This window comes from Xenorhabdus griffiniae (assembly GCF_037265215.1).
Classification (GTDB): domain Bacteria; phylum Pseudomonadota; class Gammaproteobacteria; order Enterobacterales; family Enterobacteriaceae; genus Xenorhabdus; species Xenorhabdus griffiniae.
The window spans coordinates 3,447,713-3,473,859 of sequence record NZ_CP147737.1 but is presented as its reverse complement, the minus strand read 5'-3'; the positions used below and the strand labels follow the sequence as shown (position 1 = coordinate 3,473,859).

Here is a 26,147-nt window from a genome sequence, read left to right as displayed (position 1 = left end):
ATAAGTCATGCCAACAATCGATTTAAGCCAGTTGCCACCACCGGATGTGGTTGAGTCACTGGATTACGAACAACTGCTGGAAGAGCGTAAAAAAGGCTTGATCTCGCTCTATCCAGAAGATCAGCAAGACGCTATTGCACGTACTTTGCAACTGGAATCTGAACCTTTGGTCAAGCTGTTGGAAGAGAACGTTTATCGTGAGCTGCTTTTGCGTCAACGGGTTAACGAAGCAGCGCGGGCGGTGATGGTGGCCTATTCAACAGGCAGCGATTTGGATCAGTTGGGGGCGAATAACAATGTATCCCGTATGGTTCTGCATCCTGCGGATAATTCTACCGTGCCACCGACACCAGCGGTGATGGAATCTGACAACGATTACCGCGTACGCATTCCACAGGCGTTTGAAGGTTTGAGCGTTGCCGGTCCCGTTGGCGCGTATGAATACCATGCACGCAGTGCGGATGGCCGTGTCGCTGACGCTTCGGCTATCAGCCCGTCGCCAGCGAATGTCACCGTGACCATTATGTCGCGGGAAGACAAGGGGGTTGCTTCCAAAGAGTTGTTGGAAATAGTCGAAAAAGCGCTGAACGATGAGAACGTACGTCCAGTGGCGGATCGTCTGAAAGTCCAGTCAGCAAGCATTGTGGAATATGAAATTGACGCGGTGTTATACATCTTCCCTACACCAGAGTCAGAACCTATCCGCAAGGCGGCAGAACAGCGATTGAAACACTATGTTGAAGCACAGCACCGTCTGGGGCGTGACATTCGTTTGTCAGCGATTTATGCCGCACTGCATGTGGAAGGTATCCAGCGTGTGGAATTGAAAGCGCCGTTGAAAGACGTAGTGCTGGATAAAACTCAGGCATCTTACTGCACCAAAGCTACCCTGACGATGGGAGGTTCGGATGAGTGATCGTCTTCTGCCGATGGGCTCGACTCAGCTAGAACTTGCAGCGGCCAAAGCCTGCGCTGAATTGCAGCAGGTCAAGGTTCCCTTACGCGAGTTGTGGGACCCAGACACTTGTCCGGCATCACTACTGCCTTATCTGGCCTGGGCGTGGTCAGTCGATCGCTGGGACGAACGTTGGTCTGAGAGCACCAAAAGGGAAGTGATCAAAAGTTCGTTATTCCTGCATAAACATAAAGGAACAATTGGTGCGATTCGGCGAGTTGTCGAGCCATTGGGTTATCTCATCCGCGTAAAAGAGTGGTGGCAAACCAACGATGCTCCAGGCACCTTCCGGCTGGATATCGGTGTACTGGAAAACGGCATCACCCATGAAATGTTCGAGGAGTTGGAAAACCTGATTTTTGATGCCAAGCCAGTGAGCCGACATTTGATTGGGTTGGACATCAACCTGGATACACGCGGTGGATATCACTATTCGGCGGCGACTTACAGTGGTGACGAACTAACGGTTTACCCTTATTTTCCGGAACAAGTAACAATCTCCGGCTCAGAAATCGTGGGCGCGGGCGTACATATTATTGATGACATGAGGATTAGATCATGAGTACCAAATATTTTGCGCTACTGACGCAGTTAGGCGCAGATAAGTTAGCAAATGCTGCGGCCTTGGGTACTAAAATTGAAATTACCCATATGGCCGTTGGTGATGGTGGTGGCAAGTTGCCGACACCGGACACCAAACAAACCAAATTGATTAATGAAAAGCGTCGTGCAGCGATTAACACGCTGAGCATTGATCCGAAAAACACCAACCAAATCATTGCGGAACAGGTTATTCCTGAAAATGAAGGTGGCTGGTGGATCCGTGAAATTGGCCTGTATGACAAAGACGGCATTCTGATTGCTGTGGGTAACTGCGCGGAAACCTACAAACCCCAATTACAGGAAGGTTCCGGCCGTACCCAGACAATCCGCATGATCCTGATTGTCAGCAGCGCTAACGCGGTAACGTTGAAAGTTGACCCGTCTGTGATTTTGGCTACGCGTGAGTATGTTGATGATTCTATTAAGAAACATGCAAATAGCCGTAACCATCCTGATGCGACGCTGAAAGAAAAGGGATTTGTGATCCTAAGCAGCGCGGTGGACAGCAATAGCGAAACTCATGCGGCAACACCGAAAGCGGTGAAGGCGGCCTATGATTTGGCGAAAGCGGCGGATAATAATGCCAATGGCCGCGTTCCGGCAGGGCGTAAGGTAAATGGTAAGGCGCTGTCGGCGGATATTGCACTGAATGCGGGGGATGTTGGAGCTTATTCTAAAGGCGAAACAGATACTAAGGTTGGGGAAGCGATAAAACAGGCAAATGCCGCAAATGCTAATGCAAACACTCGCGTGCCTTCTACCCGCAAAGTAAATGGAAAAGTACTGTCGGCGGATATTGCACTGAATGCAACAGATGTTGGTGCGTATAACACAGCACAAACTGACGCTAAAGTAAATGAAGCTAAAGCATTAGCTAACACTGCAAACCAAAATGCGGCTAATGCAAATAATAATGCCAACACCCGTTTGGAAAAAAGCAAAAATGGCGCGGATATTCCAAATAAGAACGAATTTGTGAAAAACCTCGGTTTAACGGCAGGCTCGGCATTACCGGTTGGAGTCCCCATTCCATGGCCATTAGAAACCCCGCCTGCTGGGTGGATGAAATGTAATGGTGCGACGTTTACCGCTGCTCAATATCCCGAACTGGCGCGTGTATACCCCTCACTGAGATTACCGGATTTGCGTGGGGAATTTATTCGTGGGTGGGATGACGGACGCGGGATAGATGACGGACGCGAACTACTGAGCTGGCAGGATGATAGTTTTCGCGCACATGATCATGGAATCACCGCGTTTGATGCCTGGAATCCCACGGTGTTGACACCCAATGACAGATTAGGGGACGCACTACTGTCAACCGACAACGCAATTGGACGTGGAGGTGATCAAAATGGAACCGTCAACAACAGATATCAAACTAGGAATGGGGGTGGAAATGAAACTCGTCCCCGTAACATTGCATTTAACTACATTGTGAGGGCTGTATAATGACGGCAAAATTAGACAAAAATCATATCGCCACTGTCGCAGGTAATATTACTGTTTATAATTATCACAGCGAAACGCGAGAATATAGTTCTGCATCTGTGGAGTTTTTACTCGTCGGTCTGGGGATTCCGGCTCACTCGTGTATTGATGCGCCGGGTGACCACAAACAGGGTTATGCCATTTGCCGAACGGCAGATTTGTCCGCGTGGGAGTACGTCGCAGATCACCGCGGCGAAACTGTTTACAGTATTGAAACAGGTGCCGCACAGGTGATTACAGCGCTCGGTGATTATCCGTCGAAAACAGCGCCGGAGGCACCCACAACACCATTTGACAAATGGAATGGCAAATGGTGGGTAACAGATATTCAGGCACAACGCCAGCATGAACAGCAACAGGCGGAATCCCGGAAACGGCACCTAATGACGCAGGCGGCAAATGCCATTGCCCCGCTGCAATACGCTGTCGATCTCCAGATGGCGACGGATACGGAACAGAGCAAACTGACAGAATGGAAACGGTACTGCGTTTTATTAAACCGCGTAGATTGTTCGACAGCACCAAACATTGACTGGCCTAAAGCGCCGGAGTAGCAATTAGGGGCTGCGTGCCCCTAAACACTATTTTGATTCAGCTAATTTCCGTTGCTGTTGATTCCAAATAGAATTTTCCGGCATTTGTACACGAACGGAAATAAATCTACCACTGGGAATATCAATTGGGTCGCCGTCGGCATAGCCCTCACGTACATTTCTGGCGAATGCGGGGGCATCTGCATGTTCACGGTGATAGGTCATCAATTTGATTGAACCGTCGGGTAACACGCGGTAATCGACCCAAATCAACGGTAATTTATTTTTGCACAGCGGTATCTCAACCCCACCATCGACTCCGCCCCATGCGGCATCGGCATTGAATCCCAGCACGTTTTTGATGAGATAAATACCCTCGGACAAACGCTCCACGATAGCACCTTCAGACTCGTTATTGGTTTCAAATTTACCCTCACGCCAAATTTTGATAATGGGCGAGGCTAATTTCAGGTAACCATCCCCGGTTATCCAGCAATTAGCGCCTAAAACGATGGCGGTTCCTTTGCCTTCCGGAAAGCGCACATCATGCCATTGGGAATTATTCCAAGTGTACGCTATGTGGGGACCGCCTTTTGTTGATTTCAATGCAATAGCTGCATTTCCCGACTGACAGTACACTTCGTTCGTCACAGTTAGACGATTATCTACTATTAACTCGCTCTGAATACGTTGTTGATTACCGTTAATCAGATCAGTTCGAATTACCTGGTCCATGAAATTTAGGTTGCTCACAAACACCGATTTATCGGTAATGTCCGCACCGTTAGCGTATTTGTTTAACGCGTTATATGCCCTATTAACAGTATCTTTTAACCCTATGTTATCAATAAATTTTGTTTTATCCTCAATATCTGCCCCATTCGCTTTTTTGGATAAGGCATTTTCCGCCAGTCGCTGGGTTCCCGCTAAACCGAGGTTTTTCACAAACTCAGATTTGTTGGGGATATCTGCGCCGTTACGGGATTTTTCGAGCGCTCCACTGGAAATTAATTTCCTAATTGCCTCAGATAATTGCGCATCATTATTTTTATTTGGTTGTATTCCAGCCGCTGCCAATGCATTAATGATTTCTCGCTGGACGCTATTAAACCACTGCGCCTCTAACAACGTCGGTGGCACACCTGCAGCCACGTTCCCATTCGTGAATTCACCATTGCTGTCAGCGGTGTTTGTCACGTCACCTATTTTTTGCATAGAAAATCCTCACTCAGTTAAGGTGATAATAAATTGAATTGATTATTAATTAATGGTTATAACCAAATTGTAGAATGGTATGAGATGGACTAATTTTTCGGAATTGGCATTCGAGTTTTTTATTTCCCCACGAACGCAATGGGTCACCGCAATAACTCCCACCTGCAACGGCGTAATTAATCGTTGTTGTCGGCGCATTAATACGCCAGACAAACGGCCAGTCATCGCCATTAATCGCCGCCCCACATGCGGACATGCCCGCGCGCGCCTGCCTAAATTCGGTGATCGTTATTTTAAATCCCAGCTCAGCCGCTAAACCAATAAAATACTCATTCGACTGGCCGCCCGTTCGCAGCAATTTAGAAACAACGGATTTTTGCCGCAATGAAATACTGTCAATTTCCCCAATCGCGCAGTCATCAGGCAGCCCCAGAGATTTTTCCCATTCTGGTAACATAATGGTCGCCGTCGCAGGGAAACTGCCCTCTAACAACAAATGGCTGTCCTGATCACTCCGCTGATAACTACGCGCCATAGCCCGAATAACCACACGCATTATCGATTTTGGCTGACGCGTCCATGCCATGCCTGTTGGTAATAACCCATTCAGCGCAACGGTATAATTATTCACACTGTATTGTTTCACGTGTATCGCACCTCACCTCTAATCGGCAAATGCCCTACTGATAATTCAATATTGGTTGCTGGTGATGTGATGACAAAACCTGCTGTTCCTGGCACATCCGCAATGGCGTATTGCAAATCGGATATGAATATCCGTCCTGTTCCATCAGGATTGCCATGTTCAAACAGCACATTATCAATTGCCGCCGCAATTTTACCCGTTACGTCCGTTCCAACATGCGCAATACCATTAATGGTAAAATTGATGGTGCGTTTTATTGGTGATAACGCCCAAACTAATGCGGTAGTTGGCCGTAACCGATAGATGTAATCAGCGACACGCAACTGATCCCCTGTGGCATGAACAGCGTATGACTCGTGAGATGAAACCCCATCCGTCCCGATGGGAAAACCACCCTGTCCGTTGTTGTCGCACATAATGTAAATACCGACCGTCCCAGCGCCCGCCGCTCTGGGTCTGACCCATGCACGGGTAATTCCTGATACAGCCAGCGCCCACTGTTTATAATCGTCATCAGAACCGCCCTGCGGTGAACCCTGATAGGCAAGGAGCATACGGGAGCGAAAATCTGATTCACGCTCAATATCAGTCCCACCGGTTATTGCGACAATTGCCCGCCCCTCCACATCCACACCGGCAATACTCTGATCCAATGTTAATACCGTACCAGCTGGTGCATTGCCTGCTGCACCGCCTCCGGCGTCATCGTCTGTACTCGCAGGTAATAATGCAATCAGGCGGGTATTGCCGTGTCCGCTGGCATCAATGCGTGTTTCAATGAGTGTTTTATACTGGTAACCATCACCTCGATTCAATATCGTACCAGCAGGAATAATGGTGCCTGCTACGCCCGTGAACTGATACTGTTCACACGCGGCTGCCATCGCCGGTTTGCGGAAAATTTTTTTTAATGCCGCCCAGCCTGCCAGCCATTCATCCGTGGACGTAAACGGCGTAGTTTGTTTGGCGATATAATCCAGATAGCCGTAATGCAAATGAGCCATCCCCGCATCCATATCAGCCAGTACGCCCATATTGGAAAAACGCAATAACGGTCCGGCCTCCTGCAATTCTGACTGCAAATAACTGCGGTTCTGTGCCCGTAGTTCGGTGAGGGTTTTTCGTTTAAACGGCATTTTCTCGCTCCCAGACCCAAAAAAAACGCAAATCCTCGTTATCCCGCCCCGGACGCTGATAACGAATAATCATGTTTAACCGGTTTGGCCAGACAATCTGGGTACGGATATCAATAGAGGCTGCGACACCATCGTCCAGCATCCATTGCAGCGCCTCCCGTGCATAGTCCTCGGCGGCCAACGCTACAGCAGTGGTTAATTTTTGCCGATGGAGCAGCCACAACCGTGACCCTATCTGATAATCGGACTCACTATCACCCCACCAACCACGCCGATCTGTGCCGTCAATTTCATCATCCGCCCGCGCCTGTCGGTCCGTAAATAAACTGATAATAATGGCGGTTTGCAGGTCGTTTCCGGTCATCAAATCCCCGCGCCCAATCGACCAGTCAGCATGGATATTTTTCACATCCCACCATGATGTTATGTCACTCATTTGACAGTCTCTCCTGTAACCTGGCTGGTCACGGTAGAACCGCCTGATTTCACACCGGAAACCGGATGGGTATGTCTGTTATATGAATCCCGTAGCTGTTTCATCGTGGTTTTGTTGCTGTTACAGTTATCAATAATATCACCAGAAACTCGTAACACGGGTGTATTCAGCAAAACCTCCGTTGAGGCATTAACCGTTACCTGAGCGGCATTATTGACTGTAACAGGCTGTCCCTGAGCCTCCACCGTAATCCCCGATTCAGTCAGCAGGATATGCAAACCCCACTGGTTATAAACCACGACTTCACCGGGATTTAATCCCCTGTGCCGATAGTGTTGATGATTACTGCCAATCACCACGGCATTGGAGCGATCTCCCCCTAGGAACGCCAGCACCACATCAGTATTGGCGGGCAATCCTGACGAGAATCCAAACTCGGCGACGCGTTTGGTATTATCCCGAACCTCCATCGCAGTCTGATACTGTACCTGCTGGATAACGCCTGTATCGTTACACGTCGTTACCCTGCCTAAACCGAGCATCATCATGGCCCGTCGATATAAATTTTTAGTGATTTCCATTTGGGTTATATCCTCCGTTTCGAGTTTCCATAATGGCGCTATAGAACTCATACGGTTGTACGGTAAATGCCGCAGGGGGCATTAATGTGAGTTCTGCCCGCGTGCCGTCGTCTTTATTACGAACATACGACACTTCAGATAACAGCCACTGTTCAGATTCCAGCCCAAACACGGGTAAATGTATCGGTATCAGGGTGTTGGGTGTCCACAACGTTCCGCCAACATCCCGCCAACTGTCAACCAGCACTTTGAGGACCTTAGAGCGCCCGTAGCGGCGGTTCATTTCCCAATTAATCGAGTCCTGCTCCTTTCCCCATGTATGCAGTGTGCTTTCGATAATGGTGACGTAATTGCGATAACGCATTTTTTCGGCTTCCGGATCTTTCGCCGTGGCAATGGTCACCACGTCGTAACCTCTTCCGGCTGATAATTCACTCAGTCCGCTGACATTCATTGACAGGCCGCTGTACTCTGAGAATCGTTCATTCATGGAGGATTGGTAATCGGCCAGCTCGATATTTTTCCCCTGTGCCACACCACTGGCCGCCAATTTGTCACTGACACGAGTCAAAAATAAATTACCGTCCGGCGTGTCGTAATAGAGCAGAGCTGACCAGCGTGTGATGCGATCAATGATTTCCTGCGAGGACTCCCCCCAATTCAGGGTAAATTGCGGCACGGATTTCATATCAGTCACGTCGGAGGTCACCTCAATGCCGTACCATTTCGCCAGTTTCTGGGCGATTTGTAGCGCCGTCGCTGAGGTAATGACGTTTTGCGGCCATTTGGCTGAGCAATCGACCAAATCCTGACATTTACTGCGACCGGTCACCCGTATTTGATGACTATTTTTGTTTATGGACGCGTTCCAGATATCGATATACCCCGTAATCACAGGGTCATCGCCTAGCAATACCTGACAGGATTGTCCAGCCTCGACCAGTTGTTTTTCACTGCTACCCGGATAATAGTCCATCAACATCAGTTCAAAATCGGACGGCAACCGTTCAATACCTCGCGTCACACGCACACTGTCCCAGCCATAAATACGTTTGCCGTTTATCACCAGTGACAATTCATCTGATTTTTTCATTGTCTCAATGCCCTGAATCGCGTTGGCATAAATGCCGGATGACGAGGATTGGCAGCCTGAACCAGTTCATCACTGCGAGCGGCATCCTGATAAATCCGGTTGGCCACATTCAGTGCAGGTAATGTAGTGGGTAATTCGAATTGAGCTAACCGGCCGGCCTCTGCGCCTTTCAGTGTGGCACTGGTGATAAACTCATCCCGCAATGACAGCAGAGAATCGTAAATTTCGTCTACCCCCAAATCACCGGCCATTACCAGCGCGGTATCCAGCGCCTGACACACACGCGTCAGCAAATCATGCGCCTCCTGATTATTTGCCGGGGTAAATTCACTGGCGACCTGTGCCATTGCGCCCGCGGACAACACTACCAACAATAAAACCGTCATTTCGGTAACGTGCCGATCAACTGCACCGTTCTGGTAACGAGTATTTTGAAATGCGGACAGATTTTCAAAAATCGCCACTTTCTCATCGATGCTGCCCGCCGAATGGATAATTGCCATCACGACATTGCCTGCCGCCTCGCTGAATGCCTCTACAGTCGATGCGGTCGTCAATTTCTCAATATTATCGGAAATGGTCTTGCGCCCCATCACCACATTGGCTGTGGTTTTTTTTACTACCTCAGCGTCATTATGCGGTTTATCATCCTGTGACCGGATACCCGTTGCTCCTGAGACCGTGCCACCAATTTTCCCACGCTGATAGCGTCCGTAACGTTCACTGCCGAACGTGGTTTTCAGCATATCACTCAGGTTTGTGACCTCATTCACCGAACGGGTGACCATACCTATCCATTGATCCGCAGTCTGTCTAATAATTCGTATTCCCTGCACCACGGAGCGAATTTCACCCCGCACCATTGAGATGTATTTTGCTAACATCGTGGTGTGCGTTCGTAGCCAGTTCTGACCGACCGCGGTCGCGGATTTAGAGCTATTGGTGACCGCGAAAACTTTCAGGCCGGATTCAATTACCGTCAACGTGAACTCAAATACCCGCCCTGATTCCACGCTCTCCGTCATGCGTAACCCGCTCTCCGTCACACTGACCGTCAGTTCGCCCAGCGTCGGATGTACCAACGTGCCTGTTGAACCCGTCTCACAGGCCGCGACCAGATTTTTACGTTGGGTAATGACATCCGGTGCGTTATAGATCACGCTATCCTGAATAATAAAACCTCTCAGTGTAATTCGGCGGGTTGCCCGACCTAGATCTTCAATCCATGCTGTATCGCGGTAGGGATATTCATGTACAGCCTGACGCCGACCAAATACACTCTCACCAGAAACGACGGCAAATGGTACACCACGAAATGACGCTGGGCGCAAATGCTCAACCCAGTTCCATGACGCATCGCTGCCACCCCCCAGCAATGAGGAAATGGCATCTTTAATAAAGGCCATATGAACCCTCTTGAAAAAATTTTACTGTCACTTGCGCAAGTCCCATTATGGGACTATCATTAAATTATGAAAATAATATCCGTTGCATCACTGAAAGCGTTTTGGGAAAAACACCCCGACGCAGAACAACCACTAAGAGCTTGGTTTGATGAGGCCAAAAAAGCCATATGGAAGACGCCTGCTGACATCAAGGCTCAATATCGCAATGCGAGCATACTGAAAAACAATCGTGTGGTATTCAACATTAAAGGAAATGATTATCGATTAATCGTCTCCATCTTTTATCCTGCGGGCTGGGTGTACATCAAATTTATAGGTACACATAAACAATATGATGCTGTAGATGCCAACACTGTAGAGCCGGAGTAAATAATGAATATTAAACCCATTAGAACAGAGCAAGACTATCAGGATGCACTGAAAGTCATTGCGCCATTATTCGATAACCAACCCGAAATTGGCACGCCTGAATTTGATTTTATGGAGGTCATGATGCTGCTAATCGAAGCCTATGAATCCGAGCATTATCCAATAGACCCGCCAGACCCCATTGAGGCTATCAAGTTTAGAATGGAGCAATCCGGTCTGACAGTTAAAGACTTGGAACCCGCTATCGGTAAATCGAACCGCGTTTATGAGGTTTTGAACCGTAAGCGTAGCTTGACATTACCCATGATCCGCAACCTACATTGCATGTTCGGTATTCCCGCAGATGTTTTGATAAAACCAACCAAAATAGCCCCGTAGGGGGCTATTTGCGATTTAATTCTTGCTTTTGTGCCACTCTCGCAAAATGTATCCAGCCGCTATATCCTCAATTTTCTTTCCTAATCTATCAGCCTCTATTTTTAGCTGGTCATGCAGCTCTTGAGGAATACTTACATTCAGCTCAACACCGCCTTTTTCTGCGATATCAGTCTTTGGAAAGTTAGTTGTATCACCATATGCCAACCATTCGAACGGAACATACAATGCACTAGCTAGCCTGCTTATTACTTGTGCGCTAGGTTTTCTTTTTTCTGCTTCATAACGAGAAATTTGTGCAGGAGCAACATTTGATTGTTGAGCAAGAGCATTCTGAGACAATCCAAGCATTGCTCGCCTTTCAATTATTCTTGCTGCTATGGAATTATTTTTGTTCATGACCACTATTGACCCTTTTGATTTTAATATATACTATTATAGTACATGATTGGCCATGACCAATAAAGACTTATGATTAATCATTAACTCAAAATAGTGAAGCCCCAACCATCGTGGGGATAGTTAGGGCTTCTAATTGTCTACTATCAAAGCAAGGAATATAGACATGACTAGTATAGCAAAAACGAGTAGTGAATTCACAACATTCAAATTCGATGGCAAAGATGTTCGTGTTGTTAAAAAAGACAATGAGCCTTGGTTTGTAGCAGTAGACCTCTGCAATGTTCTGAATTTACAAAACCCATCCAAGGCATTGAAGGTATTAGATGAAAATGAACGATCTAACTTTAAGTTAGGGCGTCAAGGTGATGCTAATATCATTTCAGAGTCAGGTATGTATACCTTAATACTTCGCTGTCGTGATGCTGTTAAACAAGGAACTACACCTTATCGAGTTCGTAAATGGGTAACATCTGAGGTCTTGCCATCAATTAGAAAAACCGGAAGTTACCATTCTTCCAAAACCACAGTCCAGCAACGTAATCCATTAAAGAACGCTGTTAACTTACTGGTAAGCAAAAAGAGCATCATGTACCCAGAGGCTTACTCACTCATTCACCAAAGGTTCAATGTAGAGAGTATTGATGAACTGACTGTTGAGCAATTACCTCTGGCTGTTGAGTATGTTCATAAGATGGCAATGGAGGGTGAATATCTTGGCAAAGCAGAGCCATCACTTGACACAAATGTACTACCCGACAACGGTAAGATATTAGTCACACTCCGAAACAGGCAAATACAGGATTACCAAACGGTAGATCCCAATAGTCACGTACTGACTCTAAACACATTCATGGAACTGGCACAAAGAGCAGGATATCTCATTATTCATAAAGAGAGTTTTTCTAAAATAGTTAACCAATGGTAAATTCTTAAGCCAGAGTACCTTAATTAAGCCCCGTAAGGGGCTGTTTCGCACTATCTGTTCTACTTGATATTCAAATTGCATGCCTTAGCAAATTTATTAACGGCAACAGTTGAACCGGATGCATTTCCTGAAAAAGATTGTTTATAATCGACTTCATCAACAGAAATTCCCGCTAAAATTTTTTGCTTTGCTGAACTTAACTGCTTTAATAACGACAAAATCTTTTCTCTATCAGTGCTTTTAGCTTCTATTGCATCAGAGTTTCTTCTTTGTAGCATTGCGTTAAACTCAATCACCTGATTGCCATCAACTTTCATTAAAAAAGTCGCAGGCACAGACCTAATATCGCTATCGTCTATTAGTTCAACATAAGAAACTGATAGATCATTACTATCGCATTTGAATACGATGCCTGATTTAGTGTTTTTGAGCTCTCCTATAAGAATTGCACTATTATCACCAAAAATGCTTTCTTCTACATTTGTAATCCAAGCTGCATTTACCATAAATGGCATAAAGAATAATGTTAGAAATAATTTCCTCATGAGATGACCTTATCAATAAAATACTGCATATTGGGTAACATCACTTTTTACTGTAGAACAAAGTAACCAACAACCCATAAAGGATAATAAAACACCCTATAATAACGTGGTTTTGCTTACTTGATACTAACCCTATGTTATGAACAGTTTCACCATAAGAAGAGACAGTAGTTCCCATGTTTAGAGCCACAACCAGCCAGATAATACCAATAAGTAATAGAAAACGCCCAAATCTATGCATTTATAACCTCATTAATAATGATGATGAAAATCACATTAATGATGAAATATAAGTCATTTTCAAGGATAACGCATGGAGGTTGTGACTTTTCCGGCAGAATTTAACTTAATCTGCTGACGCTGCTCGGTTTTATCACCATGTAGAGTAATTTCTATCTGAAACGGCTTGGTTCCTATAGCGTCCTGAACGGCTTTCGCTATCTTTCTCGCGGATTCTTCATCGTATTCAGCCCGTTTGTCCTGACTGTAGAGTAGGGGTGTCGCTGGCTGTTCCGATTGTTTTTTATTGATTGTTTCCTCGTTCTTTTCAACTACCCTGTTCTGGCTATAAACGGGCGGTTGTTCATGGTTATACTCGTACCAGAGCCGTTGGCGTTGCAGATTTTCCTTTGACCGTAATCCCGCCCAGCGCGGATCATGAATTGAGTCCATAATTGCACTTTGTAATGTTTCAGAGCTAAACTGCAACTCACTTTCCTTGAAAATCATGGGCTTCATAAGTCGTTCAATAAGTGCGGGGTCATGCATATTTAACCGTTCATTCGGGTTAATCCCCGTCCGTTTAGACACAAAATCAATATAACCAAACGTGTCATTATTATCTAATGTAGGTGCATACTTATGGATAATACGGTTTAACGTATCAATCCCTCTATCACCATAGAGCATTAATTGGCGGCTCATGGCTGATAATCCATCATGCATCGTTCTGAATTGGACAAAACTATTTTTAGGATTAGGACCATCCCTACCAATAGTATTAGAGGCATCTCGTAGATTGCCGGGGTTTTTATTCCGCTCACCGCGAGTGGTTTTGCCGTTTTTTTTACGCTGATTGGGATTCGGATAGTCAGGCGTTTTTACCGCAGGCATATCAGGCACTTTCTCACCCACATGACTGGGTTTTTCATTCGGGAAATAATACGCATTTAATTTTTTGATTAAGTCTTCTGACGCATATTCAAGCAATAAATCCGTTTTTTCTTTAAAGCCCAGTGTCTTCCTGAATTCATCATCTTTTTTTGCTTTTTTCAGTAATGCTAGCTGGTCGCCACCGTTATTAAAGCCGAGCGGATTAAAGAATGTGCCTGTTCCTGCCAAAAAACCATGAACCGGATTCTTATCTTGAGCCGCTGCTTTTGCCTTGTCCCATTGACCAACGCTCGTCAGCAACATATCATTTTTCCAGTCCCTCAACGTACCTGCGACTCTGGCTTCGGCTTCATTGATGCGCGCCCCGACGGCTTCAATTTGTTCATTGGCCTTATCTTGTATAGTTAGTCCAAACTGCTCGGATTTATCCAGTAATTCCTCTATTTTTAGCTTGCCATTTATTTTCTGTCCGCCATCTCTCAGGAATGATAAGGTATTGTCATCTAACCCCAAATGCTCACGTAGCGTATTTTGCGTTTCTGGTACTATGTTGTTCCATTTTGCCGCGAGGTTTTTCATTGTCTTGTAAACATCCGCGTTACCATTTTTATTCTTTGCTATTTCTACGCCAATTTCATTCAGCTGAGTTTTTGTTGAGCTGTTTCTGTTTGTGAGGGCGTTTTGCAGCACGGAATACAGTGATTCGACAGACTGATCCGTCTCATCCATTGAAGACCCGGTAGAAATCTGCATAGCCCCAGATAGACGGGTAAAATCCGCTACACTCATTCCGGCATTCTTTGCTCTTGTACTGCGAGTAATGGCTTCCTTGCCGGCATCCCGCATACCTTGATACAGTTTTGTTGCTCCATACCCGATAGCGCCAACACCACCGACGATCCCACCATATTTTTTCATTAGACCGCCATACTTAACGGTAAGTTCTCCGACATTTTTCAATGGGGGAATAATCGCCCCGATGTGCTGAACGTTATCTTTGGCAAATTGCGACATGTCGCGCAATTTATCACTGACGGAGCCAACATTATCCAGCGTTTCACTACCGCCAAAACGTAACTCTTCCCGAACGCCTCTCAATGATGGATACAGATTTTTTAGCTGCATCTCCATTTCTGCAATCGTTTTGGTGACGTTTTCATCCGCATTCATTTGAAAATCAAATACATTAGCCATTGCCTCCCCCTGCATTCATGATTCGTTCTGCCTGTTCAGCCCACCAATTGAGACGTGACCGACTCAGGAGCCACGCAGCCTGTGGCCCCCATTTATAAAAATACGTGACCTCTGCCGCTAGTCGCTGCCACTGTTGAAGTCCGGCTTTCCCGACAAAAAAACTAAAAGAAACTCCCGACATTGATTGAAGTCAGAGATAGACATCCGGTTTAATGCGGTTTCTGTGGCTCCGCTCACCAAAGCGATCAACCGACGCATTGCTGGAAGAGAGCTATTAAGATTCTTCGCCTGTGCATCGTAAAACTGCTCAACTTCTATTAGGCAGGGTTCCCGCAAATGAAGCTCTTCGTAAGTGATCTTTTGGCCTTTATCTTCAATTGGCGTATCTAACCGTATAATTTTTGTCTTTTCCACGTTAACTCCTAGTTTTCAGTCACCGAGACACCTTCCCAACGAACCTCGAACTCCGCATCTTCGCTGCGCACTTCCTGCGTGTTCACCGTCCACATGCCTTCACCGATGATGGTTTTGCCATTCCCCAGCTCTGCCACAATGGTGGCATTGGTCTGGTTGTTAAAATCTGCGACCGTGGTCCCACCACTGTCACGTACCCGGCAGGAAATATACGGCACGTTGGGTTTTTCTTTATACCCATGCACAGAATCCATGCCGGTTAATGTCTCGCGGGTGACGGTTGAGGGGCTGTAGGTAAAATCCCCCACAACCATAATGGACATACCATCTACCGTGACGTAGGCTGTACCCGCCAACCTTCTACTTGTATTTCCCATAGTTACCTCATGACGTCGGTTGCAGACGGAATTGATTGAGCAGTGCGAACACTCTCAACTGGTTGATCAAGGTGCCTGTCCAGAGGACATCCAGACGGTTCGGGTTGTGTGCGTTCACCTCGACTCGCAGTCCGTCTGCAAATGATTTAGCGTCCTGCACATAGCCGTTATATTCCAGTGTCCGGTACTGAGCGATGAGTTCCGCTCGGACAATATTAGGCGTGACGATGGCAGAACCGGGTGCAAAACGGGTGCCGTCTTTTGCCAGTTTCATTCGCCCAAATTTTGACGTAATTTGCGTGCGGATATAGCGCGAGACGAACATCAGCAAAAACAACGTTTCTATCTGCAAATAGCTGTCGTCATTGTCGCCGTAGGGGTTTTTCTGGTAGGTGCTGATTACGTTTTCTATCTGTACCGTGCCATCATCAGCCACCGTAAACGTCGAAATCCCACTGTGCAGCAGGTTATTGCGATCAATCAGGTCGAGCTGATTTTCTGCTGCGGGAGGCAATACACCCATGACAGGCAATGTTTGCAGCGGCCTGCCGGGGTCATTACGCAAACTCGGTGCTGTTGCGCCAGCGATTGCCGCCGCCCAAATGTAATTGGGGGATGGGGATTTGGTGACCCCCAGCAGCGATTCGTGCTGGTTATTCCGGCGTTCACCAGTATCTGCCAGTTCCCCGTAGGTGCCACTCACTGCACTGAATGAATGGCCGTAGAGTTGATTTTCCCATGACCAACGCCCACCGGTATCGGATAAAAATGATTTGAGTTCATCGAGTGACGTCGTATCAGTATACGGGTTGACGATAAAATCAAACGCCCGATCGCTGAGGTTAGCCAGTCCATTTTTCAACTCTGGGGCGCCCGCACCGCCTGCCATTGGGGTGATACGTAACGCCATACCTACTGGAGTTTCCTCACCGCCTGCCTGCCCCCGATAATTAAGGCTGATATCCATGCCGTTACCGTGTACGCCTTTGTTTTTCGCGGTCAATGTGACCGTGTTATTGGCCGCGGTTGCGGTCACTGGCAGAGCAATTTTACGGTTAATTGCGGTAGCCAGAGACTCGGCGATCTGCGGCATTTTATCCGTTGCCATGACCGTGACCTGCACACGCTGTCCGGCTATATACAGTGAAATCACGCCCGCATGGGTTGACTGGGAGGTGATCTCAATCGACCCTCTGGCAGACAGCAAATTATCGCCGTCTTTCAGGGGCAGCACCCACAACTCCGCGGCCTGATCGTTTGCCAGATACGCGGCGGTCATACCATGCAGTAATGAGCCGTGACCACACTGTGAGGCAGCCTGTTCTGCGGAGGAAATACGTACCGGAATATCTGGCGTTGCCGCCGCATTATCCAGCATTTGCCCGATAATGAGCGAGCGCTGGGTTGCTGTGGCACTATTCGCCATCGAGTTATCGAATTCCACAAAAAACAGTGGCGTTCTGAGGTTATTGGGAATTCGGGAAAAAGGAATTGCCATTATTCAGTCTCCTGAGTGCCTTTTTTGGCAACTTTGGTTTCAGCAACCATCTGATAAATTTCGACGTCGCCATCTCTTAATCGGCGATGCCAAAACAAATTATCCGGCACATCTGCACCGGATTCGGGCAAAAACTCGCCCCTGACCGGGCAGCGAACACGCCGCCCAGCAACGGGTTTTACAAGCATGGAATTACTCCAGATTAATATGAATATGGGGTTCTGGTGTGTGCTCAGGCATAGCGACAGTGATGTCTATGCTCGCCAGCGGATTTGCCTCAATGGGGTAAAAATCCTCCGGTCCCTGATAGTATTCGATATCAATGTCCATCAGGAGCTGCGCAAAATGTCCCTCGCCACTGGCATCGATATCAATTTGTGACCGAATTTCAGCAAACTGTTGGACTTCTTTTGTCAGGTCATAGCTGTTGATTACCGCCCGCTCGATTTGCTCCCGCAATGCCTCCAGTGCCAGTTCTGCCTGTTCCGCACCGCTATCAGTATCGTCGTCAAATTCCTCTATTCTGCCTGTGACCCTGACGGTGGTTACGGTATTAAACTGCGGAATATTACGGCCCAGCGATTTTTTATGATCAAACGGCGTTTGCACCAATATACACGGATAGTCACGCCCCCGCGTTGACCAGTCGCGCGGGGAATAAACACGGGATTTCGCATCCGTTTTACCGATGAGTGCCAAAACGACCAAATTACGTATAGTTGATGCGTTCATTGTTTACGTTTAACCCTGTTGAGTTGCAAATGTGTTCCACCGTGACTATCAGGTTGCACGTCACTCACGGTAAATTCAGCATTGATGCTGTACACAAACACACGGTCATGCTGTTGAGGCGGGGATTTGAATATCGCATCACGAACACCTAACAGGGGTTTGGTGGTATTGATACTGCTGTCCCCGTCCAGCGATTCCACCTGCTGAGTATAGGCGCGATCAAACACGCCCATAATGTCGTAAGGTTCGCCAGATTGAGGTCGCCAGTTCACACGCTCGGCAAATTGTTTATGCAGCGGTGCGAGCAAATGTTTATCCCAGTCGATTGGCATTACGCCCCCTGTTGATTGTTGGATAATAACTGTGATTTCAGGTCATCCAATTTCACGATAACGCCCAACTGAATCAATCGGTTAGCATCCTCACCGTAGACTTCAATCAACGTGTTCTCAGGGTAATCGATCCCGTTATGCCGGACAGTTCGACCGTTAACAACGACAAATTCAGAGGCTGGCTCGTCGTCATCATCTAATTTGATAGATTCTGTCTCAGGTTGAACCGCTGGCTGGGCGGAATGTTGAATCGGGTCTGTCTGCAATTCAGGCGGTAATCCGCCCAAATCGTCTGTCTGAGCGCCCGACTGAGTTTTTTTCGCCATCTCACACCACCGTTGCGCATAATGCCGCATTAACACGGCTAGGAATAACCAGCGGCGCAGACTGCACCATCAGAAAACGCTGCGCAGGATCTTCCTGTAACCACGATTTAGGCGCATACGCCATTGGGCCGTAATTAAATGCAGGATCGAGTATCGCACCAAATACCCGCGTCCCCATCAAATCCGCGCTAGACATAATGACCGTGCCATCCGGTAGCATGGGCTTCTTTTTGCCATCCACAGGGTCAATAAACCAGTCGTTATACACCCACAAATCAAGCTGCCCCCAACGCCCCTTATAGACGGCGCCTTTCTGCACCTGCGTACCCGGGTTAATCTGGTTACCGTAGGGGTTGAGAGCTGGGAACGTGATGGCGTTATCTTCGACTGTGGTGTCCAGACGAAATGCATTCCACGATTTAGTGGTAAATACCAAATCAGTAGGAACGGCACCAGAATTTTCCAGAATGCGCTGCGACCACTCCTCAATATCCTGCGTTGGCTGGCTGTTGGTTTTGCCTGCATCTACCCGTGTTGGCCATTTATCACTCCCGCTCAGAGTGACAGTCAATTCGGCGGAGCGACCGAAATTGACAATCTTCGTTTCATACCCTTCGCCTGAAACGGTGATAGTGCCGGTTGTCAGTGCGCTGGCTGCCATCCACTCCAGACGGCGGTTAATCATGTCGATCTGGTCGGCTAACTCAAATTGGATATTTAACATCTCACGCTCAGCGGCGGTATATTGACCGCCAATACGCTCACCAATTTGTCGACGAATCGGTTTACGCAAATCTGGCGCCCTCTTGTCTTTGATATAGGCAGGCCTGAACGTGTTGGTCTGGAATTTACGGGATTCAACCAATTTACCCTGCACCAGCGGGGAAACAAACGGGGCCATACGGCGCAGGCCGACATCCACATCAATCGCCACTTCTTCGGTGTCGGACTCTACTACGTTCGGGAAAAATTTATCCAGCAACCAGTTCTGACTGGTTATCAGGTTAGGGACAACCTGAATTAAAACGTTGGTATCGTAAATATTCATACATTCTCTCGTTAAATAGACGTCACAGTGCCTACGGTGACCGCATCAGGACGTCTGTTGGAATTAAATTAGGCGGTTACGCTGTCGCGCAGGAAAATAGAGAGTTTGCGGAGTTCGGTGGTTAATTCGGGCAATTTCCAGCTCTCATCATAAATAATGCGGTTCTGATTGAATTCACCCATCAAATAAACACCACCGCTAGCGCTACCGTCTGTCGTGTCTACATCATCTACCAGAATGGCACATGGGATTTGACTACCATCTGTTGCGGATTTTTTACTGAACACATACTCACGTGTCGCGGTGATTTGACCCAGCACCGTACCGCGCTTCAGAATGCCGGATTTCGCAATGGTCGCGGTATCAGTAACTAATTGCAGTTGCCCTGCAATGAGCTGGTCAGGCACATAAACCGACTGACGGACACCCGGTTGAAATGGGTTATTGGAAAATTGATCCATTATTTTGTTCCTCTATTGGTGTTGTATAAACCCGTCATCTGCTGCGCCAGTGCAGCCGCAGAGCCTTTCGCGGGCTGCTGAGCATCGGGACCCAATCGCACCTGTTGTTCGGTGCGCATTCTGCTGTCCAGTGACACTCTGGCAGGTGCAGGCTGAACTGCCCCCACCGCTTTTAATGTGCTGATAGCCTCACTCGCTGACATTTTGGTATTGAACGCCAAATGTGCTGCTATATCAGGGCGACCTGCTGCATATTTGCTGCCAAAGATACTGGCGCAGCGTTTGCGCTCAGCGCGACGGCCTTTTTTGACGTTCTCGTTTTCGCCAGCATCGGCATCATCATCGTCTTCCGCGTCTGGGTCATCGTCTTCTGACTCAGCCTTTTTCGCTTTTTTCGCCTTTTTGCCTTCCTTTTCATCATCTTCGTCTTCTGCATCCGGATCATCTTCTTCGGCGTCTTTCTCGTCTTCTTCCTCTTCCGCGCGAGATTTTGCCTTGCGTGCTTTTTCGTCTTCCTCGCGCTCATCAGTGGCACGAGCTTTGGTTCCTAACAAATGTGCAAATTTAAACATCGTTAAACTCCAGATTCTTTCATTAGTGTTTGAAATGCGATATCAGGTGTAGCCACAACATCAGCCAACCCCAGCTGAACACCCTCAGCCGCCAGATAGCAGGCGGCCTGTGTGTCACGTATTGTTTTTTCTGTCATCCCGCGGTTACGAGCGACGGTGCTGACAAACAATTTTCCCATTGTGTCAACATCCGATTGAATAGCCTGCTGCGCCTCCGTACTTAATTTTACATACGGGTTGCTCTCGGCTTTACGATCACCATAGGTAATTATCGTGACGGTTAATCCGTCCTGTTTAATTTTCTGTGACCAGTCACAATGGATCACAATCACTCCCACTGAACCCATACCACCGGTGCGCGGCACGGTAATTTTATCCGCGGCACTGGCGATGGCATAGGCAGCGGAGTAGGCATTTTCCGTCAAAATGGCATGAATCGGTTTTTCACCCCGTGACTGATAAATCAGGTCGACCAAATCAAAACAACCAGCAACCTCGCCGCCGGGCGAATCGATATCCAGACAAATTCCATTCACATCAGGGTCATTGAGCGCTGTCAAAAATGATTGACGAATCCCGTCATAGCCCGTCATACCACTATATGGCCGCAGCGTACCGAGTTTTTGCACCAACGTTCCTTGTACTGGAATAACGGCAATTCCCTCTAAAACGTCATAACCCGTATCACGCCTACGACGGGAAAATGAATCGCCCTCATCATCCCAGTCCATTCCAGCCTGAATCTGGGTGATACCAAAGCGGTCTGTCAGCGCGGCCATAACCACCTCAGCTTTGCGCGGATGAATTGCCAGCGGCACATTAAATAACCGCTGGGCTAAATGGGGTAAATTCATGGGTTGAATTCCTCTGTTTTGCTGTCGGTTGTCAGGCGGGATTGCGCCCAGCTGGGTAGCGGCAATCCGCGTTCCTGACACACTTGTATTTCATGCGCCCGTTGATCCATAAACTCCTCCCAGTCACCACCGGCGTTTTCCGCAATCTCAATTTCAAGTGTCGATAAACCGGCTTCCAGCCCCATAATAGCGCCCTCTTTTTCCGCTACCGGGTCAACCCAGCCCCGACCGGGACCAATCCAACGTGACCGACAATACGCCGCCCGTGCGTCCAGAAAATCCGGTGCACCATTGGGTAATGGTAATTCCACGGTGTCGTGCAGTTCCTCGACGAATGCACTCAATATCGGCTGGGAAAAACCGATAGAAAAATCGTCACGACGACGGGTCAGGGTTTTCCATGCCTCCAGCATCGCTGCACGGGCAGAACTGTAGTTCACATCCGACCAATCCTGTGTAACCTGTTGGGTTGATAATCCGGTTGCCGAGGCAATGTTGCGCAGTACCGCACTCTCAAATATCTCAAAATTGCTGTGCGGTCTGGCGGCATTGACGGTCGTGATTTTTTCTCCCGGATACAGAATTGGCATTCGTGCCCCGTTTTGCAGGGATAACCGACGTTCGTTATGAAACTCTACCCGACCGCTCTGATATGCCCCCAGATTAGGGTCGTCACTCATCCCCGTATCACCCAATGCCGCCTCGACTGCTGCGGGGTCATAGGGCGATTCGATATAGGCGGCAAAGATGGAATTGAGTATTGCCGATTCCAGTTCGCTCTGGTCGTATTTGATGAGCATTTTCAGACGCTGAACAACCGGGGTTAACATCCCATTTCCGCGGTGTTGTGCCCCACGTTCATGGTCGTAATCATGGACCACGTGCGGTCGCCCCCACGAGGTTTCACGCGGAATACGCTCCCACGTCATGGTTTTTTTACCACTCCACCAATCCCCCATATGTGCCTCGCGGATATGATAGGCAATGGGTGCGCCGTCACTGTCGATTTCCACGCCGCCGCGCACGTACTCCATATCCATCATTTCCTGCGGATTACTGAGACGATCGGGATCGACAATCTGAATAGTGGTTGCATAACGCCCTCGCCCCTGACCTAACCGATCAGTCCGGTATTGCAGAACCGCCAGTGCGTCACCGTCGAGCAGTTTGTGACGAAATGCCAATCTCATCATCTGGGAGACGGTTTGTTTACGCTCCACATCACAGTAGCGTCCGGGGTCATCAGCCCACGAACGCCAGTGCGCCTCAACGACTTTGCGGTATTCTGCTGCCCATGTGACATCAAATGATTTATTACCGGTTAACAATGCCAGCATTCGGTAATCGGGTTTCAGAATAGGGCGAAAATTCGCGCCGATAGCATTATCCAGTACACGGGTAATGGAACCTGCCGCCCAGCCGTCATTACGCGCCAAATCCCGAACGCGCGACACAATGCGGTCACGATAGATATTGATTTCGTTATCCGGCGACCACAGTGCAGGCTGCCAATTTGCCAGTTGATCACTGAACGAATCGGCGGCATCGTAGGGAACGCGGCTACCGCCCGTCAGCATGGAATAACGGGGACGGGACGGTGCTAACGGTTTGCCGTCCGGTCCCAATATTTGAATGGTCATCAGAATCTAAACCTCGCAGGATGTCGTGTGCTGATACCTAACTGCATCTGTATCATCTGGATCAGCGCCAGCAGATGACCTAAATCTGTGGGTTGATAGGACACTGAACGCGTCCCGTCGCCCTGAGAATAGGAAAACGAAACACCTTTATTACCTGTCGCTAAATCAATGTATGCGGCCTGCGCGGTTTCCAGCGCAGCCAAAAGCTGGGCACGGCTCATGCCTGCCAGTAAACCAGTATTGCGTTTAAACATAATTTTCCTATGGCAACATCTGTGAAATGGGTTTACGTTTCTGGGGTGTATCCGGCTCCTGAATAACCACGCCGGGATATTGCAGGTTGATTTTGGTTTCCGGTTCAGCTGGAGGTGGTTTCAGCCTGCCGGGATTGGCCTCAATTGTGGTTGCCAGGACATTGAGTTTTAATCCCAGATACAGCAGGCCACATAACGCAGCATAGCTGTAGACCCGACAATCGAGCGCCTCATTCGCGCGTCCGGGGATTTGTTCCCAAATACGGTAACGCTGACCACCAGAAATTTTAATTACCGATCGCTCCGCCAGTAACTGACTGAAATAATTTAAGTCCCGGTCAACAGGGAAATGCATATAGGCCGGAGCCGGCTCACCCGCTTCGGGTGGCTCAATATGCAGCCGGGCACGGATAGCATCTTTAGCCGCATTGACGCCAATGATAATCGGTTTGAAACTGGATTTACTGCGAGGGGTTGGGCGTTTGGTCGGCCAGATGGGTGAGCGTGCGCCGCCTCGTGCCGATTCCCCTTTAATCGCCCAAATCCGCCTACCCAACCGTTCGCGGGCAAAATCATAGACCCGCTGGGTATGGTGACCACCGGAGTCCATGCAGGCCGCCATAATGGTAAAACCATAACCATCGGCACGTCGCCAGACCTGTTTTAAATAGGCATCCAGCCTCCGCCACGGTTCGTCAGTTTCCAGATCCCCCTCAATGACATCAAACGAAATTGACCAACTTTCCTCATTTCGTCCCCAACCTACAACCTCAATTTCAAATCGGCCATCTTGAGTATCAATACCTGCGGTTAACACAGCCACACCGTCAGGAACCTCTGCCGCCCAGACCTCGCAACGCTCCAGCATCTTACGTTCACTCAGGGCTTTTTCGCCCCGGTCTTCGTAGGGTTCACCCAGCACAAGGTTGATGAATGTTTGTCGCATCAGGGGATCATTTTTGACCCGTAACCACTCTGCGACCAGATGTTTCCATGCCGCATTGGGGAACAGGCTGTAACCCGCCCAGATATGAAAGCCCGCATGGCCTTTAAACGGTTTACTCGCGCGCCATTCACCCTGTTTAATCATGCCGGGCTTGTCGCTGTCCTGAATGACACAACCGTGATGGCGACAGACGTAATAGGCAGTCTCTGGTAACCCGTTGCCGCTTTCATCTTTTTCCCATTTTATGCCATACGGGGTATCAGGGCCGCCCCATTCCAGCACTTGATATTCACCACAATGCGGGCACGGCACATAGTAATAACGTTGATCGCTGTCACAGAACGCTTTTTCTATCCGACTGGTTTCTTTTACTGTCGGCGTTGAACCCAGCACAATCTTCCGGTTCCAGAATGTTTCACTTCGTTTGATACCCAGCGCAATCTGGTCACCTTCCGCTCCGGCGCCACCGGAGGGATAGCCGTCTACTTCATCAAACAGAATGATGCGGCAGGTGATACGCCGAAATCCGCCCGGTGAATTCGCCCCGACCAATGTCAGGTTAGCCCCGTTGGAAAAGGTCTTTTTCAGGATGGTCTGGTTAGAATCTTTAGCTTTCGCTTCGCCGGCGATATCTTTCAATACCGGCGTGTCCCGTAGCATCGGGGCAATTTCAGTCTTGCTGTAATCTTCCGCATCCTCTACGCGGGGCTGTACCACCAATATGGGTGATGGGTCATGTGACAGATAATAACCTACCACGTGATCCAGTATCTTGGTGTACCCGACACGGGCTGATTTCATGACAGAGACTTGGGTGACTGAGGGATCGGTGATGGCATCCATCATGCCATCCTGATATTTAAACGACCGGAATTTACCCGTCTGGGCGCTGTTTTCTTTAGACAATACCGCGTATTTATTAGCCCACTCACTTAAAGATAACGGCTCTGGAGGTCTGATATCAGCACGTTTCTGAACCAGTGCACGGGTGAAGTGTTGCCATGCATTATCCCCCCTCTGCCCTGTGTGTACTGTTATCAAGGCTTAATTCCTCCATCGCCTCATGAATGATTTCCTGCAAGGCTGCCACAAACTCCGTATCCGTTGAGGTAGTCGCCAATGCCCGCAATCGGGGACCATGTTCGGGCGCGATAGCAATCAAGCGGGTACGCATACGTGAGTATTCTTGTCCGACAGCCTCGATCATATCTTGCCACGGTAACACCTGACCGGATTTCAGGTCATAATCATGCTGGGTCAGCAACGCCAGATAGTTTTCCTTCATGGTGCGGGCTTCATCCAGTGTCATGTCTGCGCCCCGTTCCGTGAGGATACGCTCCACAATTTTTGCCGGTGTGTCCACTTCAGGCGTGTTACCTTGTTTGTTACCTGACCCGTTACCCTTGTTGTTACCCTGCGTGTTACCTTTGGGCTTTTTTTCGTTGCGGGTAACAGTTTTCCGGTAACGTTCAATGTTGGCGTTTGACGCTTCAACATCGATGTCGTCATCCGTCATAACCAGCCAGCCACGAGCTTTCCACGTGGTGACGGTCTTACGGCTGACCCCATGCAATTTGGCAAATTCGGACTGGTTCATCTGTTACCTCTGTGTTACCTGTTACCCAAATTTCAAAAGTTGATAGCTAGTGAAAAAACGCGGCGCGCAATGCCCATG

At 48.3% G+C, this 26,147-nt stretch carries 32 protein-coding genes; 7 read left to right on the top strand and 25 right to left on the bottom strand.

What is annotated here, in order from left to right:
* Positions 1 to 7: 7 nt before the first annotated feature.
* The 4 genes from WDV75_RS15515 to WDV75_RS15500 are packed head-to-tail and all read left to right on the top strand — an operon-like array spanning position 8 to position 3,603.
* Complete coding sequence (locus WDV75_RS15515) at positions 8 to 916, top strand: baseplate assembly protein (protein ID WP_189761081.1); 909 nt, start codon at positions 8 to 10, stop codon at positions 914 to 916.
* The gene (locus tag WDV75_RS15510; protein WP_273570480.1) at positions 909 to 1,517 is read left to right on the top strand and encodes a phage tail protein I; all 609 of its coding nucleotides are present in this window, start codon (positions 909 to 911) and stop codon (positions 1,515 to 1,517) included. Before WDV75_RS15515 ends, WDV75_RS15510 begins: the two co-directional genes overlap by 8 nt.
* Positions 1,514 to 3,010 (top strand): phage tail protein, encoded by a 1,497-nt coding sequence (locus WDV75_RS15505; protein WP_338860095.1) that lies wholly within the window; start codon positions 1,514 to 1,516, stop codon positions 3,008 to 3,010. Before WDV75_RS15510 ends, WDV75_RS15505 begins: the two co-directional genes overlap by 4 nt.
* Positions 3,010 to 3,603, top strand: a complete 594-nt coding sequence (locus WDV75_RS15500) for a tail fiber assembly protein (protein ID WP_337927193.1) — start codon at positions 3,010 to 3,012, stop codon at positions 3,601 to 3,603. Before WDV75_RS15505 ends, WDV75_RS15500 begins: the two co-directional genes overlap by 1 nt.
* Before the next feature lie 27 nt (positions 3,604 to 3,630).
* Here the strand turns inward: WDV75_RS15500 and WDV75_RS15495 are convergent, their stop codons facing one another.
* Genes WDV75_RS15495 through WDV75_RS15465 form a run of 7 tightly spaced genes read right to left on the bottom strand, consistent with a single transcriptional unit; the run spans position 3,631 to position 10,095 of the window.
* On the bottom strand, positions 3,631 to 4,797 hold the full coding sequence (locus WDV75_RS15495) for a hypothetical protein (RefSeq protein WP_338860094.1): 1,167 nt from the start codon (positions 4,795 to 4,797) through the stop codon (positions 3,631 to 3,633).
* 49 nt (positions 4,798 to 4,846) lie between these two features.
* Positions 4,847 to 5,443 carry a YmfQ family protein gene (locus WDV75_RS15490; RefSeq protein WP_273572234.1) on the bottom strand — a complete coding sequence of 199 codons (597 nt, stop codon included), beginning with the start codon at positions 5,441 to 5,443 and terminating at the stop codon, positions 4,847 to 4,849.
* Positions 5,440 to 6,579, bottom strand: a complete 1,140-nt coding sequence (locus WDV75_RS15485; RefSeq protein WP_273572232.1) for a baseplate J/gp47 family protein — start codon at positions 6,577 to 6,579, stop codon at positions 5,440 to 5,442. The genes WDV75_RS15490 and WDV75_RS15485 overlap by 4 nt, the downstream gene beginning before the upstream one ends.
* Positions 6,569 to 7,015, bottom strand: coding sequence for a phage GP46 family protein (locus WDV75_RS15480; protein WP_273572230.1), 447 nt, complete (start codon positions 7,013 to 7,015; stop codon positions 6,569 to 6,571). Before WDV75_RS15480 ends, WDV75_RS15485 begins: the two co-directional genes overlap by 11 nt.
* On the bottom strand, positions 7,012 to 7,596 hold the full coding sequence (locus WDV75_RS15475) for a phage baseplate assembly protein domain-containing protein (RefSeq protein WP_273572228.1): 585 nt from the start codon (positions 7,594 to 7,596) through the stop codon (positions 7,012 to 7,014). The genes WDV75_RS15480 and WDV75_RS15475 overlap by 4 nt, the downstream gene beginning before the upstream one ends.
* Complete coding sequence (locus WDV75_RS15470; protein ID WP_273572226.1) at positions 7,583 to 8,689, bottom strand: phage baseplate assembly protein; 1,107 nt, start codon at positions 8,687 to 8,689, stop codon at positions 7,583 to 7,585. The genes WDV75_RS15475 and WDV75_RS15470 overlap by 14 nt, the downstream gene beginning before the upstream one ends.
* Entirely contained in the window at positions 8,686 to 10,095 is a 1,410-nt protein-coding gene (locus WDV75_RS15465) for a DNA circularization protein (RefSeq protein ID WP_338860091.1), read from the bottom strand. The genes WDV75_RS15470 and WDV75_RS15465 overlap by 4 nt, the downstream gene beginning before the upstream one ends.
* A 66-nt stretch (positions 10,096 to 10,161) precedes the next feature.
* Here WDV75_RS15465 and WDV75_RS15460 point away from each other — a divergent pair, with 66 nt between their 5' ends.
* Entirely contained in the window at positions 10,162 to 10,464 is a 303-nt protein-coding gene (locus WDV75_RS15460) for a type II toxin-antitoxin system HigB family toxin (protein WP_273572218.1), read from the top strand.
* A 3-nt stretch (positions 10,465 to 10,467) separates the two neighbouring features.
* Positions 10,468 to 10,842, top strand: coding sequence for a helix-turn-helix domain-containing protein (locus WDV75_RS15455; RefSeq protein WP_273572216.1), 375 nt, complete (start codon positions 10,468 to 10,470; stop codon positions 10,840 to 10,842).
* A 15-nt stretch (positions 10,843 to 10,857) separates the two neighbouring features.
* On the opposite strand, the gene WDV75_RS15450 is transcribed toward WDV75_RS15455, so the two are convergent.
* Positions 10,858 to 11,238: a helix-turn-helix domain-containing protein gene (locus WDV75_RS15450; protein ID WP_273572214.1), complete on the bottom strand. Its 381-nt coding sequence runs from the start codon at positions 11,236 to 11,238 to the stop codon at positions 10,858 to 10,860.
* Positions 11,239 to 11,404: 166 nt separating this feature from the next.
* Here WDV75_RS15450 and WDV75_RS15445 point away from each other — a divergent pair, with 166 nt between their 5' ends.
* Positions 11,405 to 12,166, top strand: coding sequence for a BRO-N domain-containing protein (locus WDV75_RS15445; protein ID WP_273572212.1), 762 nt, complete (start codon positions 11,405 to 11,407; stop codon positions 12,164 to 12,166).
* A 59-nt stretch (positions 12,167 to 12,225) separates the two neighbouring features.
* Here WDV75_RS15445 and WDV75_RS15440 read toward each other — a convergent pair whose 3' ends face one another.
* The 17 genes from WDV75_RS15440 to WDV75_RS15360 all read right to left on the bottom strand — a co-directional run bounded on the left by WDV75_RS15440 (position 12,226) and on the right by WDV75_RS15360 (position 26,069).
* On the bottom strand, positions 12,226 to 12,711 hold the full coding sequence (locus tag WDV75_RS15440; protein ID WP_273572210.1) for a hypothetical protein: 486 nt from the start codon (positions 12,709 to 12,711) through the stop codon (positions 12,226 to 12,228).
* A 300-nt stretch (positions 12,712 to 13,011) separates the two neighbouring features.
* Positions 13,012 to 15,018 (bottom strand): hypothetical protein, encoded by a 2,007-nt coding sequence (locus tag WDV75_RS15435; protein ID WP_273572208.1) that lies wholly within the window; start codon positions 15,016 to 15,018, stop codon positions 13,012 to 13,014.
* Between the two features lie 117 nt (positions 15,019 to 15,135).
* Positions 15,136 to 15,432, bottom strand: coding sequence for a phage tail assembly protein (locus tag WDV75_RS15430; protein WP_338860086.1), 297 nt, complete (start codon positions 15,430 to 15,432; stop codon positions 15,136 to 15,138).
* Between the two features lie 8 nt (positions 15,433 to 15,440).
* Positions 15,441 to 15,809 carry a phage tail tube protein gene (locus tag WDV75_RS15425; protein ID WP_273571868.1) on the bottom strand — a complete coding sequence of 123 codons (369 nt, stop codon included), beginning with the start codon at positions 15,807 to 15,809 and terminating at the stop codon, positions 15,441 to 15,443.
* A gap of 7 nt (positions 15,810 to 15,816) precedes the next feature.
* Complete coding sequence (locus WDV75_RS15420) at positions 15,817 to 17,307, bottom strand: phage tail sheath subtilisin-like domain-containing protein (RefSeq protein WP_273571867.1); 1,491 nt, start codon at positions 17,305 to 17,307, stop codon at positions 15,817 to 15,819.
* Positions 17,307 to 17,495, bottom strand: a complete 189-nt coding sequence (locus WDV75_RS15415) for a DUF2635 domain-containing protein (RefSeq protein WP_273571866.1) — start codon at positions 17,493 to 17,495, stop codon at positions 17,307 to 17,309. The genes WDV75_RS15420 and WDV75_RS15415 overlap by 1 nt, the downstream gene beginning before the upstream one ends.
* Before the next feature lie 4 nt (positions 17,496 to 17,499).
* The gene (locus tag WDV75_RS15410) at positions 17,500 to 18,039 is read right to left on the bottom strand and encodes an ATP-binding protein (RefSeq protein WP_273571865.1); all 540 of its coding nucleotides are present in this window, start codon (positions 18,037 to 18,039) and stop codon (positions 17,500 to 17,502) included.
* On the bottom strand, positions 18,036 to 18,371 hold the full coding sequence (locus tag WDV75_RS15405; RefSeq protein ID WP_273571864.1) for a head-tail joining protein: 336 nt from the start codon (positions 18,369 to 18,371) through the stop codon (positions 18,036 to 18,038). Before WDV75_RS15405 ends, WDV75_RS15410 begins: the two co-directional genes overlap by 4 nt.
* Entirely contained in the window at positions 18,371 to 18,697 is a 327-nt protein-coding gene (locus tag WDV75_RS15400) for a hypothetical protein (protein ID WP_273571863.1), read from the bottom strand. The genes WDV75_RS15405 and WDV75_RS15400 overlap by 1 nt, the downstream gene beginning before the upstream one ends.
* A 1-nt stretch (position 18,698) precedes the next feature.
* The gene (locus WDV75_RS15395; RefSeq protein ID WP_273571862.1) at positions 18,699 to 19,745 is read right to left on the bottom strand and encodes a major capsid protein; all 1,047 of its coding nucleotides are present in this window, start codon (positions 19,743 to 19,745) and stop codon (positions 18,699 to 18,701) included.
* Positions 19,746 to 19,813: 68 nt separating this feature from the next.
* Entirely contained in the window at positions 19,814 to 20,206 is a 393-nt protein-coding gene (locus tag WDV75_RS15390) for a head decoration protein (protein WP_273571861.1), read from the bottom strand.
* The gene (locus tag WDV75_RS15385; RefSeq protein WP_273571860.1) at positions 20,206 to 20,778 is read right to left on the bottom strand and encodes a hypothetical protein; all 573 of its coding nucleotides are present in this window, start codon (positions 20,776 to 20,778) and stop codon (positions 20,206 to 20,208) included. The genes WDV75_RS15390 and WDV75_RS15385 overlap by 1 nt, the downstream gene beginning before the upstream one ends.
* Before the next feature lie 2 nt (positions 20,779 to 20,780).
* Entirely contained in the window at positions 20,781 to 21,632 is an 852-nt protein-coding gene (locus WDV75_RS15380; protein WP_273571859.1) for a S49 family peptidase, read from the bottom strand.
* A complete protein-coding gene (locus tag WDV75_RS15375) occupies positions 21,629 to 23,272 on the bottom strand; it encodes a phage portal protein (protein ID WP_420497559.1) in 1,644 nt (547 codons plus the stop codon). The genes WDV75_RS15380 and WDV75_RS15375 overlap by 4 nt, the downstream gene beginning before the upstream one ends.
* Entirely contained in the window at positions 23,272 to 23,526 is a 255-nt protein-coding gene (gpW, locus tag WDV75_RS15370) for a gpW family head-tail joining protein (protein WP_273571858.1), read from the bottom strand. Before gpW ends, WDV75_RS15375 begins: the two co-directional genes overlap by 1 nt.
* 7 nt (positions 23,527 to 23,533) lie before the next feature.
* Positions 23,534 to 25,513 (bottom strand): phage terminase large subunit family protein, encoded by a 1,980-nt coding sequence (locus WDV75_RS15365; protein WP_337927184.1) that lies wholly within the window; start codon positions 25,511 to 25,513, stop codon positions 23,534 to 23,536.
* Positions 25,479 to 26,069, bottom strand: a complete 591-nt coding sequence (locus WDV75_RS15360; protein WP_338803588.1) for an RNA polymerase subunit sigma-70 — start codon at positions 26,067 to 26,069, stop codon at positions 25,479 to 25,481. The genes WDV75_RS15365 and WDV75_RS15360 overlap by 35 nt, the downstream gene beginning before the upstream one ends.
* Between the last annotated feature and the right edge of the window lie 78 nt (positions 26,070 to 26,147).

Excerpts from the sequence above, each read along its gene's own strand:
- WDV75_RS15515 (WP_189761081.1), top strand. The coding sequence starts at position 8 with ATGCCAACAATCGATTTAAGCCAGTTGCCACCACCGGATGTGGTTGAG.
- WDV75_RS15510 (WP_273570480.1), top strand. The coding sequence starts at position 909 with ATGAGTGATCGTCTTCTGCCGATGGGCTCGACTCAGCTAGAACTTGCA.
- WDV75_RS15505 (WP_338860095.1), top strand. The coding sequence starts at position 1,514 with ATGAGTACCAAATATTTTGCGCTACTGACGCAGTTAGGCGCAGATAAG.
- WDV75_RS15500 (WP_337927193.1), top strand. The coding sequence starts at position 3,010 with ATGACGGCAAAATTAGACAAAAATCATATCGCCACTGTCGCAGGTAAT.
- WDV75_RS15495 (WP_338860094.1), bottom strand. The coding sequence starts at position 4,797 with ATGCAAAAAATAGGTGACGTGACAAACACCGCTGACAGCAATGGTGAA.
- WDV75_RS15485 (WP_273572232.1), bottom strand. The coding sequence starts at position 6,579 with ATGCCGTTTAAACGAAAAACCCTCACCGAACTACGGGCACAGAACCGC.
- WDV75_RS15480 (WP_273572230.1), bottom strand. The coding sequence starts at position 7,015 with ATGAGTGACATAACATCATGGTGGGATGTGAAAAATATCCATGCTGAC.
- WDV75_RS15475 (WP_273572228.1), bottom strand. The coding sequence starts at position 7,596 with ATGGAAATCACTAAAAATTTATATCGACGGGCCATGATGATGCTCGGT.
- WDV75_RS15470 (WP_273572226.1), bottom strand. The coding sequence starts at position 8,689 with ATGAAAAAATCAGATGAATTGTCACTGGTGATAAACGGCAAACGTATT.
- WDV75_RS15465 (WP_338860091.1), bottom strand. The coding sequence starts at position 10,095 with ATGGCCTTTATTAAAGATGCCATTTCCTCATTGCTGGGGGGTGGCAGC.
- WDV75_RS15460 (WP_273572218.1), top strand. The coding sequence starts at position 10,162 with ATGAAAATAATATCCGTTGCATCACTGAAAGCGTTTTGGGAAAAACAC.
- WDV75_RS15455 (WP_273572216.1), top strand. The coding sequence starts at position 10,468 with ATGAATATTAAACCCATTAGAACAGAGCAAGACTATCAGGATGCACTG.
- WDV75_RS15450 (WP_273572214.1), bottom strand. The coding sequence starts at position 11,238 with ATGAACAAAAATAATTCCATAGCAGCAAGAATAATTGAAAGGCGAGCA.
- WDV75_RS15445 (WP_273572212.1), top strand. The coding sequence starts at position 11,405 with ATGACTAGTATAGCAAAAACGAGTAGTGAATTCACAACATTCAAATTC.
- WDV75_RS15440 (WP_273572210.1), bottom strand. The coding sequence starts at position 12,711 with ATGAGGAAATTATTTCTAACATTATTCTTTATGCCATTTATGGTAAAT.
- WDV75_RS15435 (WP_273572208.1), bottom strand. The coding sequence starts at position 15,018 with ATGGCTAATGTATTTGATTTTCAAATGAATGCGGATGAAAACGTCACC.
- WDV75_RS15425 (WP_273571868.1), bottom strand. The coding sequence starts at position 15,809 with ATGGGAAATACAAGTAGAAGGTTGGCGGGTACAGCCTACGTCACGGTA.
- WDV75_RS15420 (WP_273571867.1), bottom strand. The coding sequence starts at position 17,307 with ATGGCAATTCCTTTTTCCCGAATTCCCAATAACCTCAGAACGCCACTG.
- WDV75_RS15415 (WP_273571866.1), bottom strand. The coding sequence starts at position 17,495 with ATGCTTGTAAAACCCGTTGCTGGGCGGCGTGTTCGCTGCCCGGTCAGG.
- WDV75_RS15410 (WP_273571865.1), bottom strand. The coding sequence starts at position 18,039 with ATGAACGCATCAACTATACGTAATTTGGTCGTTTTGGCACTCATCGGT.
- WDV75_RS15405 (WP_273571864.1), bottom strand. The coding sequence starts at position 18,371 with ATGCCAATCGACTGGGATAAACATTTGCTCGCACCGCTGCATAAACAA.
- WDV75_RS15400 (WP_273571863.1), bottom strand. The coding sequence starts at position 18,697 with ATGGCGAAAAAAACTCAGTCGGGCGCTCAGACAGACGATTTGGGCGGA.
- WDV75_RS15395 (WP_273571862.1), bottom strand. The coding sequence starts at position 19,745 with ATGAATATTTACGATACCAACGTTTTAATTCAGGTTGTCCCTAACCTG.
- WDV75_RS15390 (WP_273571861.1), bottom strand. The coding sequence starts at position 20,206 with ATGGATCAATTTTCCAATAACCCATTTCAACCGGGTGTCCGTCAGTCG.
- WDV75_RS15385 (WP_273571860.1), bottom strand. The coding sequence starts at position 20,778 with ATGTTTAAATTTGCACATTTGTTAGGAACCAAAGCTCGTGCCACTGAT.
- WDV75_RS15380 (WP_273571859.1), bottom strand. The coding sequence starts at position 21,632 with ATGAATTTACCCCATTTAGCCCAGCGGTTATTTAATGTGCCGCTGGCA.
- WDV75_RS15375 (WP_420497559.1), bottom strand. The coding sequence starts at position 23,272 with ATGACCATTCAAATATTGGGACCGGACGGCAAACCGTTAGCACCGTCC.
- gpW (WP_273571858.1), bottom strand. The coding sequence starts at position 23,526 with ATGTTTAAACGCAATACTGGTTTACTGGCAGGCATGAGCCGTGCCCAG.
- WDV75_RS15360 (WP_338803588.1), bottom strand. The coding sequence starts at position 26,069 with ATGAACCAGTCCGAATTTGCCAAATTGCATGGGGTCAGCCGTAAGACC.